This is a genomic window from Kaistella jeonii, assembly GCF_000812865.1.
Classification (GTDB): Bacteria; Bacteroidota; Bacteroidia; order Flavobacteriales; family Weeksellaceae; genus Kaistella; species Kaistella jeonii.
Window position 1 is genome coordinate 285,459 of the sequence record NZ_JSYL01000002.1, and the last position, 20,734, is coordinate 306,192.

22 protein-coding genes are annotated in these 20,734 nt (G+C 33.8%); 13 read left to right on the top strand and 9 right to left on the bottom strand.

Going from position 1 to position 20,734, the window contains the following annotated elements:
• Window positions 1-41: 41 nt before the first annotated feature.
• Window positions 42-1,415, bottom strand: coding sequence for a hypothetical protein (locus OA86_RS03955; RefSeq protein ID WP_039349195.1), 1,374 nt, complete (start codon window positions 1,413-1,415; stop codon window positions 42-44).
• A gap of 107 nt (window positions 1,416-1,522) precedes the next feature.
• On the opposite strand from OA86_RS03955, the gene OA86_RS03960 reads away from it, so the two are divergent.
• The 8 genes from OA86_RS03960 to OA86_RS03995 all read left to right on the top strand — a co-directional run bounded on the left by OA86_RS03960 (window position 1,523) and on the right by OA86_RS03995 (window position 9,530).
• Window positions 1,523-3,154 carry a leucine-rich repeat domain-containing protein gene (locus tag OA86_RS03960; RefSeq protein ID WP_039349198.1) on the top strand — a complete coding sequence of 544 codons (1,632 nt, stop codon included), beginning with the start codon at window positions 1,523-1,525 and terminating at the stop codon, window positions 3,152-3,154.
• 307 nt (window positions 3,155-3,461) lie between these two features.
• Complete coding sequence (locus OA86_RS15225; RefSeq protein ID WP_052257373.1) at window positions 3,462-3,707, top strand: hypothetical protein; 246 nt, start codon at window positions 3,462-3,464, stop codon at window positions 3,705-3,707.
• A gap of 36 nt (window positions 3,708-3,743) precedes the next feature.
• Window positions 3,744-3,989 carry a hypothetical protein gene (locus tag OA86_RS15230; protein WP_052257374.1) on the top strand — a complete coding sequence of 82 codons (246 nt, stop codon included), beginning with the start codon at window positions 3,744-3,746 and terminating at the stop codon, window positions 3,987-3,989.
• 112 nt (window positions 3,990-4,101) lie between these two features.
• Entirely contained in the window at window positions 4,102-5,280 is a 1,179-nt protein-coding gene (pncB, locus tag OA86_RS03975) for a nicotinate phosphoribosyltransferase (protein WP_039349204.1), read from the top strand.
• Between the two features lie 306 nt (window positions 5,281-5,586).
• Complete coding sequence (locus tag OA86_RS03980) at window positions 5,587-6,342, top strand: DUF5995 family protein (RefSeq protein ID WP_039349208.1); 756 nt, start codon at window positions 5,587-5,589, stop codon at window positions 6,340-6,342.
• Between the two features lie 51 nt (window positions 6,343-6,393).
• A complete protein-coding gene (locus OA86_RS03985) occupies window positions 6,394-7,335 on the top strand; it encodes a hypothetical protein (protein WP_039349210.1) in 942 nt (313 codons plus the stop codon).
• Window positions 7,336-7,386: 51 nt separating this feature from the next.
• Window positions 7,387-8,739: a DNA recombination protein RmuC gene (locus OA86_RS03990; RefSeq protein ID WP_039349213.1), complete on the top strand. Its 1,353-nt coding sequence runs from the start codon at window positions 7,387-7,389 to the stop codon at window positions 8,737-8,739.
• A gap of 20 nt (window positions 8,740-8,759) precedes the next feature.
• Entirely contained in the window at window positions 8,760-9,530 is a 771-nt protein-coding gene (locus tag OA86_RS03995; RefSeq protein WP_039349215.1) for a TrmH family RNA methyltransferase, read from the top strand.
• Window positions 9,531-9,605: 75 nt separating this feature from the next.
• Here OA86_RS03995 and OA86_RS04000 read toward each other — a convergent pair whose 3' ends face one another.
• Window positions 9,606-9,947 carry a hypothetical protein gene (locus tag OA86_RS04000; protein ID WP_039349217.1) on the bottom strand — a complete coding sequence of 114 codons (342 nt, stop codon included), beginning with the start codon at window positions 9,945-9,947 and terminating at the stop codon, window positions 9,606-9,608.
• Window positions 9,948-10,128: 181 nt separating this feature from the next.
• On the opposite strand from OA86_RS04000, the gene OA86_RS04005 reads away from it, so the two are divergent.
• Together OA86_RS04005 and OA86_RS04010 are read left to right on the top strand one after the other, a co-directional pair.
• Window positions 10,129-11,298: a hypothetical protein gene (locus OA86_RS04005; RefSeq protein WP_039349220.1), complete on the top strand. Its 1,170-nt coding sequence runs from the start codon at window positions 10,129-10,131 to the stop codon at window positions 11,296-11,298.
• A complete protein-coding gene (locus OA86_RS04010) occupies window positions 11,282-11,866 on the top strand; it encodes a hypothetical protein (RefSeq protein WP_039349224.1) in 585 nt (194 codons plus the stop codon). Before OA86_RS04005 ends, OA86_RS04010 begins: the two co-directional genes overlap by 17 nt.
• On the opposite strand, the gene OA86_RS04015 is transcribed toward OA86_RS04010, so the two are convergent.
• The 7 genes from OA86_RS04015 to OA86_RS04045 form a co-directional block, all read right to left on the bottom strand.
• Window positions 11,803-12,390: a 5-formyltetrahydrofolate cyclo-ligase gene (locus tag OA86_RS04015; protein WP_039349226.1), complete on the bottom strand. Its 588-nt coding sequence runs from the start codon at window positions 12,388-12,390 to the stop codon at window positions 11,803-11,805. The two genes, OA86_RS04010 and OA86_RS04015, sit on opposite strands and share 64 nt — an antisense overlap.
• 2 nt (window positions 12,391-12,392) lie before the next feature.
• Window positions 12,393-12,623, bottom strand: a complete 231-nt coding sequence (locus OA86_RS04020) for a ferredoxin (RefSeq protein WP_039349230.1) — start codon at window positions 12,621-12,623, stop codon at window positions 12,393-12,395.
• Between the two features lie 55 nt (window positions 12,624-12,678).
• Window positions 12,679-13,932 carry a peptidase U32 family protein gene (locus OA86_RS04025; protein ID WP_039349233.1) on the bottom strand — a complete coding sequence of 418 codons (1,254 nt, stop codon included), beginning with the start codon at window positions 13,930-13,932 and terminating at the stop codon, window positions 12,679-12,681.
• Entirely contained in the window at window positions 13,932-15,287 is a 1,356-nt protein-coding gene (gene trhO / locus OA86_RS04030) for an oxygen-dependent tRNA uridine(34) hydroxylase TrhO (protein WP_039349243.1), read from the bottom strand. The genes OA86_RS04025 and trhO overlap by 1 nt, the downstream gene beginning before the upstream one ends.
• Before the next feature lie 127 nt (window positions 15,288-15,414).
• Window positions 15,415-16,410, bottom strand: a complete 996-nt coding sequence (locus tag OA86_RS15235) for a T9SS type A sorting domain-containing protein (RefSeq protein WP_052257375.1) — start codon at window positions 16,408-16,410, stop codon at window positions 15,415-15,417.
• A gap of 35 nt (window positions 16,411-16,445) precedes the next feature.
• Window positions 16,446-17,606 carry a GlmU family protein gene (locus OA86_RS04040; protein ID WP_039349246.1) on the bottom strand — a complete coding sequence of 387 codons (1,161 nt, stop codon included), beginning with the start codon at window positions 17,604-17,606 and terminating at the stop codon, window positions 16,446-16,448.
• A 134-nt stretch (window positions 17,607-17,740) separates the two neighbouring features.
• The gene (locus OA86_RS04045; RefSeq protein ID WP_039349249.1) at window positions 17,741-17,992 is read right to left on the bottom strand and encodes a type B 50S ribosomal protein L31; all 252 of its coding nucleotides are present in this window, start codon (window positions 17,990-17,992) and stop codon (window positions 17,741-17,743) included.
• 184 nt (window positions 17,993-18,176) lie between these two features.
• Here OA86_RS04045 and OA86_RS04050 point away from each other — a divergent pair, with 184 nt between their 5' ends.
• From OA86_RS04050 to OA86_RS04060, 3 genes are read left to right on the top strand one after another with little or no spacing between them, the layout of a single operon-like run.
• Complete coding sequence (locus tag OA86_RS04050; protein WP_039349253.1) at window positions 18,177-19,556, top strand: hypothetical protein; 1,380 nt, start codon at window positions 18,177-18,179, stop codon at window positions 19,554-19,556.
• Between the two features lie 23 nt (window positions 19,557-19,579).
• Window positions 19,580-20,392: an alpha/beta hydrolase gene (locus OA86_RS04055; RefSeq protein ID WP_039349256.1), complete on the top strand. Its 813-nt coding sequence runs from the start codon at window positions 19,580-19,582 to the stop codon at window positions 20,390-20,392.
• 9 nt (window positions 20,393-20,401) lie between these two features.
• Complete coding sequence (locus OA86_RS04060; protein ID WP_039349258.1) at window positions 20,402-20,728, top strand: nucleotide pyrophosphohydrolase; 327 nt, start codon at window positions 20,402-20,404, stop codon at window positions 20,726-20,728.
• Window positions 20,729-20,734 lie beyond the last annotated feature (6 nt).

The following is a 20,734-nucleotide window of genomic DNA, read 5'->3' on the forward strand; positions in this document are numbered from 1 at the left end:
TATTTAATTAATAAAAAATTGCAGCATTAACCGACAGAAATTTATTTCAAAATTATCTCGGAAGTATACAAAACCTGACGCTTATCTTTAATGGTATCGTACTTTAACCATTTGATCTGAGGATTGATCGTTCCAGCGATTGCGCGTTTAATATCTCCCTTCTGATTATTAGTATGTTGGTACTGAAATGTTTTATTAATGATCGGAAGATGATAAGTTGTCAATGAAATATCTGCTCTCTCTTCATTATTAAACATAAATTTTTTATGCTCAAATTTTGACATTTGAGGCTCGATCTGTTTTCGACTTTTAAAATAATTTTCCGGCATTTTTAAAATGTAAAAAGTGAGGAAGACCAGAAAAAAACATCCAATTCTAAACAGGACTTTATCCGATGTTAAATTTTTGAAATAAATGATGAGAAAAGAGAAAAACAGAATAAAGTTCGCCGCAGCCAACATTCTTACATTCATCTCCTCAATTTGCTGAAAATATCCGGAAGCAAAAACGGTAATCGTATAAACACCCGAAATGATCCAAAGCAAACGATGAAAATCTAAATCGATAACCGTTTTTTTTCTCTTTACTAAATTGATAAAATACCGCAGAAGCATTACATCAAAAAGCATCAGTACCACTTGAAAACTCAGACTCACTAAACTGTTGGAAGCAGGTTTAATTCCAACAAAAGGATCTACAACATTAGTTACTCCCAGAATATCGCGTAAAATATAGACAGGATAATATTGGGCAGGAACACCCCGAAGATTCTCTCCCGTGAAACTTCCATATATATAGTGATTAAAAAATAGATAAGCGAAAATTCCAGATCCGCTCCATAAAATCACTTTAAAAAAATCCCTATTTAAAGGATTAAAATGATTTTTCAAAAACATCATCAACAAAAAGATTCCAAATCCAAGAAATATATAGATCCCGGAATATCGCACAGAAAATAAAAGAATAAATAATAAGGAAGCAAAAATTATAAAAGATACAGGTTTAATCCGATCCTGAAATCTCTCATGAAATAGGTAGATCAAAAAATAAAGCATAAAAACAAATAAACCTTCGGAAGCAGCATAGTTCAATGCAAAAAACAGTGTTTTACCAGCAAAAAGCAAAACAGTCTCTTTAAAATAAAATTTTCTGAAATAGGAAAACAGTAAGATCGTGATGACCATAGAAATATTGAGAATCTTCGAAGCCCAGAAATAATCACCGAAAATCTTGTGGAAAAATTCGATCACCACTGGAAAACCCAATGGAAAAAGGTTCGTCTCCAATCTGGGCAAATCGGAAGCGATCCCAAAATAGGAAAGACTGTCCGCTCCTATTCTGCCAGTCGCGTTAAAGAACGACTGAAAAAAATAAATTAAAACAATTGCAATCGATAAGAAAACATACTTCTTCATAAACACTTATAAATATTGACCTTTGTTTCGCAAATATGCGAATTTTAAAAATTTTATTTCAGATACCAACTTTTGATATATATTTGTAACTCAAAAAAACACATTCAGTGAAGAAAATTCTATTCTTTTTATTCATTTCTCAACTCTTTTTCTCGCAAAAATACAGTATCTCATTTGCAGAAAGAGCGGCGCTTGTTAACCTTTACGCCTCAACTTCCGGGGAACAGTGGAGTCAAACCTGGGACCTGGAGAAAGATCCCAAATATTGGTATGGCATCAAAATTAAAAACGGCAACGTTACTGAGATCAATCTTCGCGGGAACGCTTTAAAAGGAAATTTTCCGGCTTTTGTGTCTCCATTTTCAAAACTACAGAAATTAGATCTGAGCTCCAACCAATTAGAGGGTGAAATTACGCCTTCCCTTTCATCGTTTACGACTTTGGTTCGACTGGACATCAGCAATAACCGATTAATCGGTGATCCGAGCACGACGATTTTACCCCTATTCAATTTGAAAGAAATTTCTGTCGGCAATAACCAGTTTATCTTCAGCGATATCAATAATTTTCTCCAAAATTTTTCAGCACTCGAAGTTTTAGATCTCTCGCATATCGGCTTAAATGCTGTACCTCAGAAGATTTCAACTTTAACAAAATTGCAGTCGCTCAACCTAAGCAATAATACGATTTCGCAAAATTTCAGCAATTTATCAACGCTGATTAAATTGACTGAACTGAATTTATCCGGCAATCAACTGACCAAAATACCTACCGACCTTTCGAGTTTAACCGCATTAAATTCTCTGGATGTAAGTCATAATTTATTTTCAACCAATTATTCATCGACTTTATCAAATCTGAAAAATCTGGAGTGGCTTTCTTTGGCTTCGAACCAAATTACAACTTTTCCAACCGAACTTTCTCAACTGACGAAATTGGTTCATCTCAATTTTTCCGATAATCAAATTTCTGGCGGTTTTGGCAGTCTTTCGGTTTTAAAATCGCTGGAACAACTCTATCTGGACAAAAATTTAATCACAGGAAGTTTTCCGAGCCAATTGCTTCAACTCGATCAATTGCAGATGATCTCTCTGACCGGAAATCAACTGTCGGGCGAAATCCCGGATGAAATTCCTGCACTCACTTTTCTGGATAATAACAGATTTACAAAACAGGAAATCAAAAATTTTATCCTTAAAAACAAAGTTTTAGCAGATTTCACTTATTCTCCTCAAAGATATGATGAAATAAAAACGATAAGTGCTACATTGGGCAGCACTGTTTCTTTGCCCCAATCACTTTCGGGCGATGAATATCAGTTCACCTGGTTCAAAGATCTTAGTTTAAAAACGCCTACAACAACAGAAAGTTATAATATCAACAGCGTTAAAGAAGAAGATTATTCTACCTATACTTGCGAAGCTTATACTTTTGAAATCCTTCCAAAAGCTTTAATGGAAATTTCTTTTTACCGCGAACCGGTTACTTTAGTGAAAGACCTGGCAACTTCAGAAGTGCAAAGTGGTTTGGTCGTTTATCCAAATCCCGCCACAGATTTCATCCACATCAAAACCTCAAAACTTGATATTGAAAAAGTGTTTATTTTCGATCTTGCGGGGAAATTGATCATGACCGAATATAAAAAAGACATCAACATCAGTCATTTGCCTTCTGCAAATTATATTATTTCTATTAAAACTTATGACGGTGTGAAATCGTTTAAGTTTATTAAAAAGTAATCATTTGAATCAGAATATTATAGAAAAATCTACATGCTTTATCGAGACCATCTTATTATGTCTGTTCAGAATTTAATTGAAACTGAGCAAATTCTTTTTACGAATGCACTTAATCTAAGTATGTTTGGAGAACTAGAACATCTTGATGACTCTTTCGAAAACGATGATAAATTCAGATTTAATCTGCACCTATTAAAGTCAATAGATGATTTGAATGTTAAAAACATTATAACCGTCATCGAAACTATCCAAGAAAAAGTAGAGTATTTAATCAATGTAAACAAATTAACAGAAAACGAATTGGATAATGAATACGATTTTTGATATTGAATTAACAGATGATGATTTCCAAAATACAAAGTATAATTTTCAACCAGCATTAACTAAAACATTAGATTTTTTAGATTCCGACTTTGATCAAAGTATTATTAATGAAATCGTTTTGTGGAAAGTGAGTAGATATTCTAAACTTGACGTACAAACAATAGAACTTTTAAATAAAATTACCAAAATCAATAATGTTTTAGATGAGGATCTAACTAAAGATATTTAAGGTAGATTACTCTCTACTAATGGGATAAAGTTAGCAATGGCATCAACAATTTTGAGATTCAAAAATCCTTCCGTTTATCAGATTATTGACCAAAGAGTATATCGATTTATTTACGGACAAAATTTACCACTTTACTTTTCAAATGCTCAAAAACAGATCGAACTATATTTGGATAAATTAAAAGGAGTTTGCGAAAAAAAGAATATTGATTTTACATTATCGGATAGAATACTTTATCAAATGGATAAACACCACAATAAAGGAGAAAAAATAAGGTATTAAAGGAATTTAATTATCTTCCAAATAACTTCACCAAAATATTATATTAAAAAATCGTCTTTCTAAGGCGATTTTTGTTTTGAATTTCTACATTTGTTTAAATATATTTTTCAAGATGAATGAAGTTCGTTTAAAATCAATTCTCGACAACGATTTCTATAAAATAACCATGCAAAATGCCGTGGTCAAATTGTTTCCCAACGAAAAAGTAAAATACCAGTTTATCAATCGTGGAAAACATCATTTCCCGGCAGGTTTTGCAAACGAACTCCGAAAATCGGTCAACGCAATGGCAGAATTAAAACTCACCAAAGAGGAGAAAGAATTTCTGCGTGTAACTTGTCCATATCTCGATTTACCTTATTTAGATTTCCTCGCAGGTTATCATTACGATCCATCCGAAGTGAAAATCGTACAAACAGAAAATGAGTTGGAAGTTACGGTTGAAGGTGAATGGTATCGCACTATTTTATGGGAAGTTCCAATTTTGGCCTTAATTTCTGAACTGTATTATGAAACGAATTTTTTAGAAAGAGAATCCAATGAGATCGTCATTCAAAAAACCTTAGAAAAAGCAGATCAGCTCAATGAATTGGGAGTAACTTTTGCAGAATTTGGCACCAGAAGAAGACATTCTTACCAAGTACAATCTTTGGTCGTCGAAGCTTTGACACACAATAATACAGGGAATTTCATAGGTTCTTCCAACGTACATTTTGCTATGAAATATGGCGTAAAACCGATTGGAACGCATGCTCACGAATGGTTCATGTTTCACGGCGCAGAATATGGTTTCAAAATGGCAAACGCACTTTCCCTGGAACATTGGGTCGATGTTTATCGTGGAGATTTGGGAGTCGCACTTTCCGACACTTATACGACAGAAGTTTTCTTTCGCCAATTCGATAAAAAATTTGCCAAACTCTTTGATGGCGTTCGTCACGACAGCGGTGATCCCATAGAATTTGCTAATAAAACAATTGCTCATTACGAGCTTAATGGCATCAATCCGCTTTTCAAATATATTATTTTTTCAGATGGTCTGAATTTAGAAAAAGTAGCAGAAATTACAAAAGCTTGCAAGGGAAGAATCGGAATTTCCTTCGGAATCGGCACCAATTTAACCAATGATGTCGGCTTAAAACCAATGAATATCGTCATGAAACTCATTGGCGCACAATCTATCAACGGCGACTGGATTCCCACCGTAAAACTTTCCGACGAACATGGTAAATATACGGGTGACCCGAAAATGATCGAGCTGGCTAAAGAATTTTTGAGGATCAACAATTAAATTTTTTAGGAGCTTAATCCCACTCTTCACTATACCTGTCTGCCGACAGGCAGGTCTTTTTCTTTTTGCCATCGCATTTTCCATCCTGAAAAAAGAAAAAGGATGCCGTTGCGATCGGGGCTAAAAGGTTATATTTCATTTCGAAACTTACAATATAATTCAACGAAATTTTACAATTTAATTTTCTAATTTTACTTCAAGAAAACACTGTAAAATTTTGCGTCTTCAGATAAAAAAATTCATTTCGTTCTAAAAACGAGATGAAATTTAAGGCTAAAATTGACAAAAAAATTAAAAACACAAACCATGAAAACAATTGAAGAAGTCATCAAAAAACTAGACGAAATAATCGCGTGGAGCATTACCAATAAAAGTCCGATCGGATATTTTGCCTGCACTTATCGAAGCATGACTTTAGCCGTTTTAGACGGCGTGAAAAAGAAAAAATTCGAAGATGGAAACAGAATGGTCACTTTGGATCTCGCTTTTGCCGATCGCTATTTCGGAGCATTAGAAAATTATCAAAATAATAAAAAATGCAGCAATGCCTGGTTTACGGCTTTCGAAGCTTCAAAAAATAAAGATCTTCTCATCATGCAGCATATTATCCTCGGAATCAATGCGCATATTAATTTAGATCTGGGAGTTTCCGCTGCGGCGATCATGCCTTACCGAAAAGTAAATCTTCTCGAAAATGATTTTAATAAAATCAATGAAGTCATCGCTTCAATTAGTCAAAAAGTCCAGGATTCATTGAGCAAAATTTGTTATCCGATCGAACTTGTTGATCAGATTTCTCAAGGTCAAGATAATATAATTTTAGATTTTGCAATTTCAAAAGCCAGACAAACATCTTGGGCGACAGCGATTATTTTATCAAATTCGATCGGATTTATTCGTCCGTCTTTAATTAATATGATTGATAATGCAGCGACTCTGATTGCGCGAAATATTATCATTCCTGCCAAAACGCCACCAGAACTTTTAAAGAAAATGAAATCTTTCGAAAGCTCAGATGTGGCAAAAAATATTGAAATTCTTTCTGCAATAAAAATTGCTTAAATAATTCTTATGTTCAATCTGTAATCACTTACCTTTATCAAAACAGGAAGGATGAAAAAATATCTACTATTATTACTATTTTACTTCGGTAGCAGTAGTGCTCAAAATTATATTCCTTTCCTTCAGGATGGCAATGTTTGGTGGGAAATTGAAGCAGATACTTCTGGAAATACTAATCTTCGATATATCAAATACAAACTCTCTGTTCAGGGAGAAACTACTATTAACGGTCATATTTATAAAAAAATAAACCGCAGTTCCTATGCAGCGTGTAGTATATGTCCAGACGGTCCATTTGGAAACAGTTATTACCCTTACGAATACGACGAAGGTTTTTTGTATATGAGAGAAGATATTTCTAATGAAAAAGTATTTGTTCTATACAATCCAAATTTGCAAGAGATTTTAGCTTACGATTTTTCATTAAATATCGGTGACACCATTCCCAAAAACCTTCGAGAACCACACAATATTAATTACACCGACCCAAATTATGGGATCATTACGCAAATTACTTTTGCCAATATCTTTGGCAGAATAAGAAAAGTTTTCAAGATCTATTATATTCCGGGTAGTCAGGGACAACCGAATGAAACTCTTTATGTTATCGAAGGAATTGGTAACAGAACCAGTTTGTTAAGTTTGCCTGATTCTGACAAGATCTTTGAACTTGGTTTTTATTCTGAGTGTTTTGAAGATTTTGCGAACGGGAAAAATTGTGATCGCAATTTAACATTGGCGGCAAAAAACACTAATATTAAAGGTGATGCGCAGCTCATCTATTCTAAAACAAATGGTGATTTCAGAATCCTGGGGAAAGAAAAAAATTACACCGTGTATTTCTACGATTCGCTTGGCAGAAAAATTGAAACTTATGACAATATTTCGAATGGCAAGACATTTAAATTAGTAAACAAAATACAAACTTCAATGATTTACTATTTTATTAAAGGTGATCTAACAGAAAAAGTAGGCAAAATTCTTCTTCCTTAAAATAAAAAATTCACTTTCACTTTCACAACTTTCTTTTCGTATTTTTGAAATATGAAAATCACCACGTTAATTATTGGTATTACTCTCGGCGCTATTCTTGGTGCTGTTTTAATCTATTTTATTTTAAAATCTTCGAATGTCTCTAGAAATTCTTATGACGAATTGAATGAAAACTTCATCAAGTCAAATGCTGATCTGCAAAATTCTACTTCGAAAAAAGAAGAACTTTTAGCGCAGAACTCAAATTTAATTTTAGAAATAAAGAATTTCCAAAACGAGAAGGAAAATTTGATCACTACAAAATCACAACTTTCTGCAAAGAATGAAAATCTTCAATCTCTTTTAGAAACGCAGAAAGAAGAAATTTCAAAAATGCAGGAACTGGCAAAAATCGAATTCCAAAATTTAGCGAATAAAATCCTGGAAGAAAAGACAGAAAAATTCACGACGCTCAACCAAACTCAACTTAAAACAATTTTAGAACCCCTTGGCGAAAACCTGAAAATTTTTAAAAAAAGAGTAAACGAAGTTTATGAAAATGAAGCGCGCGAAAGATTTTCATTGAACAGCACCATCAAATTAATGATGGAACAAACAACTAAAATTAGTCAGGAAGCCAACAATTTAGCCACCGCTTTGAAAGGTCAAAGCAAAACTCAGGGTGATTGGGGCGAAATGATTTTGGAACGAATTTTAGAAGACTCTGGATTAACAAAAGACCGAGAATATTATTCTCAATATAACATTAAAAATGAAGCCGGAGAAAATCAACGTCCAGACTTCGTCCTCAAACTTCCCGGAAATCAATTGGTTATAATCGATTCTAAAGTTTCCCTAAATGCTTACGAAAGAATGGTTTCTGCAGAAAATGACGAAGACAGAAAACAAAACTTAAGTCTTCATATTGCTGCCGTAAAAAAACATATCGACACCCTTTCCCAGAAAAAATATGATGATCTAAAGGAATCTTTAGATTTTACGATCATGTTTGTTCCGGTGGAACCTGCTTTTCTCACTGCCGTTCAATTTGATTCTCAACTTTGGAATTATGCGTATCACAAACATATTATTTTACTCAGTCCGACCAATTTAATAGCCTATTTAAAACTCATTTCTGATGTTTGGAAACGCGCAGATCACAATCAAAACGCTTTAGAAATCGCAGAACGGGGCGGGAAACTGTATGATAAATTTGTAAGTTTTGTAGAAAATCTGGAGAAGGTTGGTAAAAATATCGATAACGCAAAGAATTCTTATAATGACGCTTTCAAACAACTAGCAACCGGAAATGATAACCTGGTTACCCAAACTCAAAAGCTCAAACAATTAGGTGCGAAAAACAGAAAAACTTTACCTTCCACTTTAACTGAAAATGCTGATAATCAAATAGATTTCAGTGAATAGATTTTTTCTAAATTTGCACCATGCTAATTGAAAGTACCAATAACGAAAAAGTTAAAAATCTCACAAGATTACTTACAGACAATAGATTCAGGAAAAATTCAGGATTCTTTGCCATAGAAGGAAAGCAGGAAAATCAACGCGCTCTAAATTTTGCGCATAAAGCGGAGGAATTTTTTATTTGTGAAAGTATTTTTGATGACGATTTCCCAAAAGGAAAAGTCACGCTTGTCTCGGAAAAAGTATATGAAAAACTCGCTTACCGCGGAAGTTCGGAAGGAATTATTGGAATCTACAAAACAATGACTGAAGATTTAAATAAGTTTCAGCCCAAAGAAAATGCGTCTTTAATTATTGTTGAAAGTATCGAGAAGCCAGGAAATCTTGGCGCGATCCTTCGAAGTTGTGAAGCTTTCGGAATTGATGCTTTGATCGTAACTGATCCTAAAACAGATTTCTATAATCCGAACGTAATTCGTTCAAGTGTGGGCTGTTTATTTGGAATGAACATCTTTCAATCCAATAATGAAGAACTTTTTCAATTTTTACAAAAAAACGATTTTAAAATATTCACCACTTTGATGGATGAAAGCGCAGAAGATCTTTATAAAAGAGATTTTAATCAAAAAACAGCTTTACTTTTCGGAACCGAACATTCTGGTCTAAGTGATTTCTGGATCGGCAAAGGTGAAAATACTTTAATCCCAATGTCTGGAAGTATTGATTCTTTGAATTTGAGCAACGCGGTTGCGATAAGTTGCTATGAAATGTTAAGACAACAGCTAGATAGATAATTGTGAGAAATTATAACCAAAAAAAAACCGCTTCTCGAAAGAAACGGTTAATCTTTTTATAAAAGTAGTTGCTAATTATTTCTTAACAGCGTCTTTTACAGCATCTTTAGCGTCTTTAGTTGCTCCTTTAGTTGCTTCAGCAGCTCCTTTAGCAGCTTCTGCAGCACCTTTAGCAGCATCTTTGTTCATTTCAGCACCAGCAGCAGTAGTTGAAGAAGCAGCACCTTTAGCAGCATCAACAGTTACAGCAGCAGCAGAATCGATAACAGTAGCAGCAGAATCAGCAACAACAGCAGCAGAATCAGTTACAGCAACAGCAGCAGAATCAGCAGCGTTAGCAGTTTCTACAGTTTCAGTTTTTTTACAAGCTACAAGAGCTAATGCAGCGAAAGCAGCTACGAATAATGACTTTTTCATAATAATTGAATTTAAATTGTTTGTTATTTTAAAGATCGTGTTGTTCTAATTACTCATTTCGAACAGGACAAAGGTATACTCAGAATTAAATTTGTTTTAGAAAATTAATTGTAATATATTTGTAAAACAGTTTTACAAGAAAACAATATTGATTATCAACGATTTATACAATTTATAGCCATTGAGCGATTTAGATTTATTACACTTTGAACAGCTAAAAAACGAGGTCCAAACTCAATATCTAGCAAATCACACTCCTTCCTTCGATGATATTTCGAAATGGAAAGGCATTGATATCATTTATTTCCAGGAAGACCTGCGCAAAATCGCGAAAGGAAACATCAGCGAAAAATCTTTTTACACCTACTTTAAAAATTCACCCGTAACGAAACTTCCACGGATTGATATGCTCAATATCCTCTGTCTTTATACAGGTTACGTCTCATGGTACGACTTTAAAAAGAACCATCTTTTTGCAGATGAGATCTTAAAAGAACATGAAGAACTAGAAGAAGCAGAGATCAAAAAACTTGAGAGTGAAGTCGTAAATTCAGAAGATTTACCTGCTGAAGACAGAAAATTTGAAAAAAGTGAAAAAGTAGCAGTAAATGCCTCTATAAATACTGTTGAAAATATTGATTTACAAAATAATAACACTGAAAATCAAAACCTTAAAGCAATTTCAGTAAAAGAAAATTCTGATAAGAATACAAATCCAAAATCTACAATTTCTCTTGTAAAAAAATATCTTTGGCTAAGTATTTCAGCAATTTTAGCAATATTGGTTGGATTATTAGGTTTTAAAGATGAACTCTTCAGCAAAAAATTCTACTACAGTTTTATTGATGCGGACCGAAATTCAAAGATCAACGCAGAATTGCAGGTTCAAATAATGAAAGACAATGAATCTCCTATCTTATACGTAGCAAAACCGAACGAGCCATTTGTTTATACAACCAAGTCGAAAACGCTGAAAATGGTCGTATCTTCTCCTTATTACAGAACAGATACCATTCAAAGAAATTTGGAAAATGCACCAGAAGCTGAAAATATTGAGTTGAAACCAAATGATTACGCAATTATGCTCTTCTACTACTCAAAATCGATCAAAGATTTGAAAAAGAAAAGAGTTACTTTGAATTACCTGATCAGCGATAATGCTCTTATATACCAGGTTTTCGACAACCAATTTTATGGAGTTGAAACCATGGACAAACAACGCTACATTAATTTGGTAACTTTGCCTTCAACTTCCTTGGAAAAACTGGAAGTAATTGACACCCAAACGGATAAAGCTGGAAAAATAGTAATGATTAAATTTAAAATCGGAACAGATGAAGAAAAAAAATAATTTGATCGCAATGCTTTTTGCACTTTCTTTTCTGGTATTTTCCTGCAAGAAAGAAAACAGTGAAATATCTGATCTTCAAAAAGTTAGAAATAATAATAACGAAAAATCCTATCCTGTCACGAAAATGGACAGTGCGCAGGCAATTTCATTTATTACGAAACAAAAGATTCAGGAACTCTTCGATCTTTCTACACTTTACACTTCCGGAAACCGCGACACCGAAATCGATTCTGTAATTTATGCCCAAATGAAAAGTTACTTTGCAGAAAGTGATTCCAATGAGTTGAAACCAATATTAAATCAACTCGATAGTTTTAAGGTGAAGACTGCCAAAGTGGGAAACATCAGTGTAAAAAAAGAAATTATAGGAAATGACACGCTGGATTTTGCAAAATTTGATGTCGAATACTTTGACAATAAAGAACGCTTAATCGGCAAATTTGAAAAGAATGCCCAATATATTTTAAAGCTTTCTCCTGTAAAATTTAAGAAAGAATTTAAGTTTTATTTCGTTGATTTCGATGTTAAACCTAAGAAAGACAGCACTTCAACTGGCGTTACTAAATAATCCAGCGGAAAATCTTTTTCCCAAATATCATCAATACTTTCGTTCGGTGGAAACAATCCCACGCCAACTTTGATCGAATTTGGATTGATACTTCCGAAAAACTCATCGTAAAATCCTTTTCCATATCCTACTCTATTTCCGTGTTGATCGCAATACAGTAAAGGCGTAATCACAAAATCAAAATCTTTTTCGCCGGAATCGATATTACTTTCAGGTTCTGTAATTCCGTAAAAGCTTTTGATGAAAGCTGTTTCTTGAGTAATTTCTACCGAAATCAATTTTCCTTTAAAAATTTTTGGAACAAACACCCGAATTTTATTTTTAAAAAAATATTCCATAAAAAATCGGGTGACGATTTCTTTTTTTTCTAACATTGATAAAAAGCAATGTACTTTTTGATTTTCTACCAATTTGAACTCCTCCAAAAAATTATAGAATATTTTTTCAGATAAAGATAAAACCTCATCTTGCGACAAGGTTTCACGTTGTTTTGTATATTTTATTCTAAGTTCAGATTTTGTCATTTCTAAATTGATTTAACTGAAATTATATTGACGGGACAAGCTTTCGCGGCTTTTTCACAAGGTTCTAATGCTTCGACATTTGCAGTTTTGAAAGTATAAAAACCTTTTCTATCTTCAGTCTTTAAAAGTACAGATTTCCCATCTTTCTTAGACATCCGAAAATAATCCGGAGCAAATTCTGCACAGTAATTGCAACCGATACATTTTTCACGTTGAAGCGTTACGATGATCATTTCTAAAGTTGATAGTTGATATTTGTTGGTTGATAGTTAGATCTCGCTATAATCATTATATAGATTCTGTTGATACAATTTTATACAATTTATCAGAAGATCTCACTTTAAAATCTGTTCTAAAAGTTACTAAATCAGATTTTGTTGCTTTTTCTGCATCTGGTTTTTCATTAATTTGCATTGATTCCAAAATCATTTTTTGTGAACCAGTTGTTGGACCTTGAATCAAAACTCTATCTCCAACGTTGAGATCGTAGGCTTCAATTAAAAATTCTGCGATATTTGATTTCGGGTAGAAATGTCTTCCTTTTCCGATATAAATTTTTTTCTGAGTTGCGGCAGAACCGTTCTCAGAAGACCATTCTCCTAATTTTTGTCCCAAATAATAACCACCCCAAAAACCTCTGTTATAAACGGTTTCAAGTTGTTTCATCCATTCTGCAACTTTTTCCTGGTCGTATGTTCCATCTTCAATACAATCTATCGCTTCTCTGTAACATTTTGTCACCGTCGCAACATATTCTGGAGCTCTTCCGCGACCTTCGATTTTTAAAACTTTTACACCTGCGTCTACAATTTGATCTAGAAAACTGATGGTGCATAGATCTTTCGGCGACATCATGTATTCATTATCCAATTCTATTTCAAAACCGGTCTCCTGATCGATAACCGTATATTTTTTACGGCAGTTTTGTTTGCAAGCACCTCTATTTGCGGACGAATTCGCTGAATGTAAACTCAAATAACATTTCCCAGAAACTGCCATACAAAGCGCACCATGACCAAAAATCTCCACTTCAACTAAATTTCCAGAAGGTCCTTTGACTTGCTCTTTAAGAATCTGATCACAGATTTTTTTAATTTGCCTCATGCTCAATTCCCGGCTCATCACCATGGTATCGGCAAAAAGTGCGTAGAATTTTACGGTTTCAATATTGGTAATATTAATCTGCGTAGAAATATGAACTTCAATCCCGATTTGTCGGGCATAAGAAATTACGGCTTGATCCATCGCAATTACCGCGGTAAGATTAGCAGCTTTCGCTTTATCTAGAAGGGTTTTGATTAAAGATAAATCGTGATCGTAAATAATCGTATTTAAAGTAAGATAAGTTCGAACTCCTTTCTCTGAACATCTTCTGGAGATTTCTGGTAAATCATCTAAAGTAAAATTCATGGAAGCTCTCGCTCTCATGTTTAATTGCTCTACTCCAAAATACACTGAATCTGCTCCATTATCAATCGCAGCTTGCATCGACGCAAAATCTCCTGCAGGAGACATTAACTCTATTTTTCCTGATGTTTTCATTATCCTAAAACTTTATATAATTTGTCGGATAATCGAATTCTAAACGGAATTTCAAAAGTAATTTGATCTCCTATTTTTCCAGTTTCACAAGCACCTCCATTAGCAAAAATTTTTGAAATCCTCAATTCTTGCTCACCTGTTGTTGGGCCGGAAATCAAGACTTTATCACCGATAGAAATTTCATTATTTTCAATTAAAAATTGTGCAATCTTTGATTTGGTGTAATAATGTTCTGCTTTTCCAACCAATACTTTTTTTACAGCTATTTTTTGACGGATATTTTTTGTTTCAACTTTAGCTAAAGGTTTATTCGGTGAATCGCCTGATTTTTTAAATTTCAAAGTCTCAGATTTTCCTTTTCTAAAAACTTTATTTCCAACTTCTTTTCCCTTTCTCAACTTTACCTGTTCCGATAGAGGCAAATGAATAATGTCCAAACATTCGGTTGAACAACAATTTTCCATGGCGACTTTGCAGTCATCACACTGAATAAAAAGCAAATGACAACCTTCGTTCGCACAGTTCGTGTGATTGTCACAAGGTTTTCCACATTGATGACATTGCGAAACAATATCATCTGTAATCCTTTCTCCTAAACGGTGGTCAAAGACAAAGTTCTTTCCAATGAATTTACTTTCAATAGCTTCTTCTTTGATTTGACGGGTATATTCGATAATTCCGCCCTCTAATTGATACACATTTTTAAAACCTTGATGCTTAAAATAAGCACTGGCTTTTTCACATCGAATCCCGCCTGTGCAATACATGAGGAGGTTTTTATCTTCTTTAAAATCTTGTAACTGTTCGTTAATGATTGGCAAACTTTCTCTAAAAGTTTCAACATCCGGCGTAATTGCGCCTTCAAAATGGCCGACTTCACTTTCATAATGATTTCTAAAATCGACTACAATCGTATTTGGATCTCCCATTAAATTATTGAATTCCTGTGCTTTGAGGTGAATTCCTTTATTGGTAACATCAAACGTTTCATCATTTAAACCATCAGCAACAATTTTATATCGAACTTTTATGGTTAACTTTAAGAAAGAATGATCGTCCTGATCAATTGCTACATTTAAGCGAATTCCTTTCATGAAATCATAAACTTCCAGCGTATTGCGGAAAGCTTCAATTTGATCTGCCGGAATACTCATTTGAGCATTGATTCCTTCATGCGCAACATAAATACGTCCGAGCGCATCAAGTGCATTCCAGGCTATAAATAATTCGTCGCGAAATTTTTTGGGATCTGAGATTTTGGCGTACGCATAGAAAGACAAAGTAAGACGTTGCTTACCGGCTTCATCAATAAGTTGAGCTCTTTCTTCTGCGCTTAAGGTGTTATACAGTTGCATGCTATAAACGATTTAAGGGAGAAAATTAATTTTGCAAAGGTAAGAAAATTTGAGATTCAAAGTTTCCAATGTATATCTAAAGATTCTGTAAGTTATTACTGAAAGGATTTATATGTAAACAGCAATTCTATTCTTTCAAAAATTTCTCAGAAATGGTTTTCCCAGATTTCATAGTGGCACTAATAATATAAGTTCCTTTTGCAAGATTTAGGAGATTTATATATTTCACCGAACCGGAAAGTTGCATTATTTCTTTACCAGAGAAGTCGCTTATTTTTATATCGGAAACTTGTTCTGAAAAGTGGAGAACATCATTAGTAGGATTGGGAAATAATGTGATTTCTTTTTTTGTAAAATTTCTTACACCCATGTAGTTACAATCTGTACTATAGTTTGCCCAATCATCTTTCCACCACAAGAAACCAATTTGGCTATTCGCATAAATAGCATCATCTACTTGAATGCAAGTAAGTTGTGGATTATCGTAAGTGCGAAATACGGAAAGAGTGGTATTATTACCATTTTTAGCGTTCAAGGCACTCAACTGGTTCTCATAGCACCACAAAATTTGTAACATTGAATTCTTGCTTACATCCAAAGTTGTTATCTGATTTTTGTTGCAGTAAAGGAACTGGAGCATCGTATTCTTTGTTACATCCAAATTCGATAAACTGTTTTCTCCACATGATAAAAATTCCAAAGCTATATTTTTGCTTATATCTAAAGAATTAATATTGTTACTTGTTGCGTGGAGTTCTAGCAAGAAAATATTTTTACTAACGTCTAAACTAGACAATTGGTTATTATTGCACCATAACTCAAGTAATGCAGTGTTTTTAGTAACATCAACACTTACCAGGTTATTATAAAAGCACTTTAATAATCTAAGATTTACAAAAGCTTCAATTCCCGTAAGATCATTTATATTCTTACCACTACAATCCATACCGAAACTAAACGCTTCAGCTTCTGTTATCTGTATCTCATTGTCACCGTTTGTATTAATCTGCGAACTTCCCACAAGAAATGCTTTGAAATTTACATCGGGAATGTAAATATTTTGAGCGTTTACAATACTGAAAGTTGCGAAAAGTAAATTAAATAGTAAAAGTGTTCTTTTCATATTCTATCGTTTATTAAATTAGGATTAGATAATCTCTAAAAGTTCGTGTAAATATATTTTAACATATTCCGGTCAATTTCTGTAAAAGCAACTTTCCTTCTAGCCATCGATAATTCTGCAACTTCATATGCTTTCTCCAGCTTAAATTTTTCATCACCTTTCATTCCGCCCCAGGAAAAACTTTCAATTAAATTGGGTGGAAAACCGCTTTTGAAAATATTCGCCGCAACACCAACAACTGTTCCCGTATTCAACTGCGTATTTATAGCAGTTTTAGAATGATCGCCCATTATCAATCCTGCAAATTGCAAACCTGTATCTGCGAATCTTTTAGTTCGATAGTTCCAGAGTTTTACAGAAGCGTAATTATTTTTAAGGTTAGAAGAATTCGTATCTGCACCGATATTGCACCATTCACCGATCACAGAATTTCCTACAAAACCATCGTGACCTTTATTGGTATATCCGAAAATCACGATATTATTAACTTCACCACCAACTTTACAGTATGGACCGATCGTTGTGGAACCGTAAATTTTTGCACCCATATTGAACTTAGATTCTTCGCAAAGCGCAATTGGACCACGAAGATTACAACCTTCCATCACTTCGGCATTTTTACCGATATAAATTTTTCCACTTTTCGTATTGATGGTGGAGAATTCTACACTTGCTCCTTCTTCAATAAATAAATTTTGAGCTTCACCCAAGAATCCATTCGTTTCCGACAATTCGGCAGAATTTCTTCCTTTCGTCATTAATTCGAAGTCAAAATCGATTGCCTTATCATTAAAAGAAAACAAATCTGTTGGTTGTTTAAAGAATAGAAGTTTCTCATGAATATCTGTCATTTTTTCGATCTGCTTGAGAGAAAAATCTTTCATGTTGATCTTTGCCGCAAGCAATTCATTGTCGTAAACCAACGCCTCACCGAGTTTCAAATCTTTGATCTGCAACAAAATACTTTCAGTTGGCAAAAAATTCGGCACGATCAAAAGACTCTCTTTGTCTTCTGGCTTTTTAAATTTTTCCTGCAGATAATCTTCGGTCAGGTAAGAAACCTCTGAAATATCAAGTAATTTCTGCCATCTTTCAGAGAAAGTTAAAATTCCGCACCGCATTTCTGCAACGGGTCTGGTGAAAGTAAGCGGTAAAAAATCTTCCCAGAACTGGGCATCGGAAAAAACAAGCTGCATAGTCACAATTTTAAAATTCAAATTTTAGATTTTAGATTTTCTCGAATCTAGTTTCTATGATCAAGCGAATTTACAATAAAAAAAGTCTTTCAGAAAACCTGAAAGACTTTAAATATTCTTAAAAATCCGACTGATTATTGTGCGAATTTTTTGTATTTGTTCATGAATTTGTCAACTCGACCTGCAGTATCAACTAACTTCACTTTTCCTGTGTAAAAAGGGTGAGAAGTTGAAGAGATCTCCATTTTGATCAAAGGATAAGTTGATCCTTCAAATTCGATGGTGTCTCTTGTGTCTGCAGTAGATTTGCAAAGAAAAGTCTCGTCGTTACTCATATCTTTGAAAACAACAAGTCTATAGTTTTCCGGGTGAATTCCGTTTTTCATAATAAAAATTTTAATAAATTAGAGTCTTGCTTCAGAAAGTAGTAATGGATATTCTTCTGCTAAATTTTAGACCGCAAAAGTACAAATATTTTTTTAATCTCCAAATACCTTCAATGATAATTTTTAAATTTTTATGTTCAACAATTTTAATTAAATTTGAAACTTCTACCTATTTTATATATCGATGAATAAATTTAAACTTTTACTTGGAGCCTCATTTTGGATTCTTCTAATGGCAGTAAGCTGTAACAGAGATGATATCAGTTTTGAAAGCCCTACTCAACTCCTTCGTTTTTCTGCAGATACTGTTTTTTGCGATACCGTTTATAACCAGGTCCGTTCTGAAACGTATGCAGTGAAAATTTATAATAACGAAGATAAAGACGTTATGATTCCAAAAATTTCACTCGGAAGCGGAAATGCTTCACTATACAGAATCAACGTCGATGGAAAAGCGGGGACCGATTTTACCAATATTCCTCTGAGAAAAAAAGACAGTCTCTATATTTTTGTAGAAATTGCGCCGATTGCAAATGCTCCGCAAGCGATTGCTGAAGACCAGATCAACGTTGAAACTCCAGCTGGAAAACAACATGTGACCTTATTTTCTGTGGTTCAGGATGCCGAATTTTATATCGAAAGTAAAACCAATCCGAATATTTTAACAACCGACACCAACTGGACAAACGAAAAAGTAAAAATTATTTTTGGGAATCTGAAGTTGGATGCGAATAAAAAATTAGACATTCAGAAAGGAACGAAAGTCTATTTCTTTAAAAACAGCGGTTTGAAAATTGGTAAAAATGCGGAACTGAATGTTAAAGGAGAATTAAATAACGAAGTTGTATTTCGTGGCGACAGAAGTGAAACAAAATACGACACCATTCCTAAAAACTGGCAAGGAATTTCTTTCGATGTCGGATCTAAATTGAATATGAATTACGCTCGAGTTTTCGGTGGAACCAGAGGTTTAGAAATGAAAGAAACCACAGCAATCATTACCAACTCTATTATTCACACCCATCAGGAATATGGAATTTTTGCCGTAAAATCGACTATTACCGCTTCAAATTTAGTCATGAATAATTGTGGCGAAGCTGATTTAGGAATTTTCAAAGGTGGAACTTATACTATTACCCATTCAACATTGGCAAATTACTGGGATTTCAATAATTCTCTTCCTTCACTCGGCATTTACGCAACCAATGAATATGATAATGGAACTTCGATCGAGCAAGGTCCATTAACTCTAAATATTAAAAATTCTATTATTTATGGAAGTAAGGATAACTCCATCGTATTTAAACAAACATCTGGACAACCTTTTACAACGACATTCCAAAACTGTTTACTAAAATACGGAAGCACATCAACTTATACGGTAGATGCAGCAACGATCAAAAATCAAGATCCGAAATTTGAAAATTATTTTACTCAGAAATTAAATTTGAGAGTAAAAGCTGATTCACCGGCGAAAGGAAAAGGTATTTATTTATCAGCTTTTTCCACAGACATTGCAGGTGTTACAAGAACAAACCCACCAACAATAGGAGCTTACCAATAAAACATACCATTCAAAAAAAACACATGAAATTAGTTTATAGTGCGCTACTCTTTTTGTTTTTCTTCATCGGTTGTAGAACTTCTGCACCGATTCAAGATTCAATCCCAGTGCATGAAACTTTTTCTGTGGACTCTAAATTTGTTGGGGAGAAAAGAGTAATTAATGTTTGGACGCCACCAAATTATTCAAACAGTACTGAAAAACTCATGGTTCTTTATATGGCAGATGGTGGAATCAAGGAAGATTTTCCACATATTGCAAATACGCTTTCTGAACTAATTCTTTCAAAAAAAATTCCGCCAATGATTTTAGTAGGAATTGAAAATACACAACGAAGACGAGATTTAACTGGTTCCACAAAGATTGCAGAGGATAAAAAAATCGCACCATTTGTTGGCGGTTCCAAAGAATTCAGGTCATTTATTAAGGAAGAATTATTTCCTGTGATTAACAAAAAATACAGAACAACCGAGAAAAAAGGAATTATCGGCGAATCACTTTCAGGGCTTTTTGTAACCGAAACCTTTTTAGAACATCCAGAAATGTTTGATTATTATATTGCCTTTGATCCATCTTTATGGTGGAACGATCATCATTTAGTAAAGAACGCAAAAGATGATTTGGCGAAATTTCCCCAAGAAGAAAAACGTTTTTGGTTTGCAGGTTCCGGAACAAAGGAGATTTCGGAATATACGGTTGAATTAGACCAAATTTTAAAGGCAACAAATCTTCCCAATGTAAAATGGAATTATTCGCCAGAACCAAAAGAAGATCATAATACAATTTTCCGTGCAACTAAGGAGAAAGCTTTAATCTGGACTTTCGGAAATCAATAATTTTTGAATATGGAAATTACAAAACTTCAAAATGAAGTCGATGAATGGATAAAAACAGTTGGTGTTCGCTATTTTAATGAACTCACGAATATGGCAATGTTGACTGAGGAAGTTGGTGAAGTCGCAAGAATTATTGCAAGAAGATATGGCGAGCAAAGTGAAAAAGAATCTGACAAAACAAAAGATCTCGGCGAAGAATTAGCCGACGTTTTATTTGTCACGCTATGTTTAGCGAACCAAACTGGCACAAACCTTCAGGAAGCATTTGATAAAAAAATGAAGGCGAAAACAGATCGAGATAAAGACCGCCACCAAAATAATGAAAAGCTGAAATAAATTTTA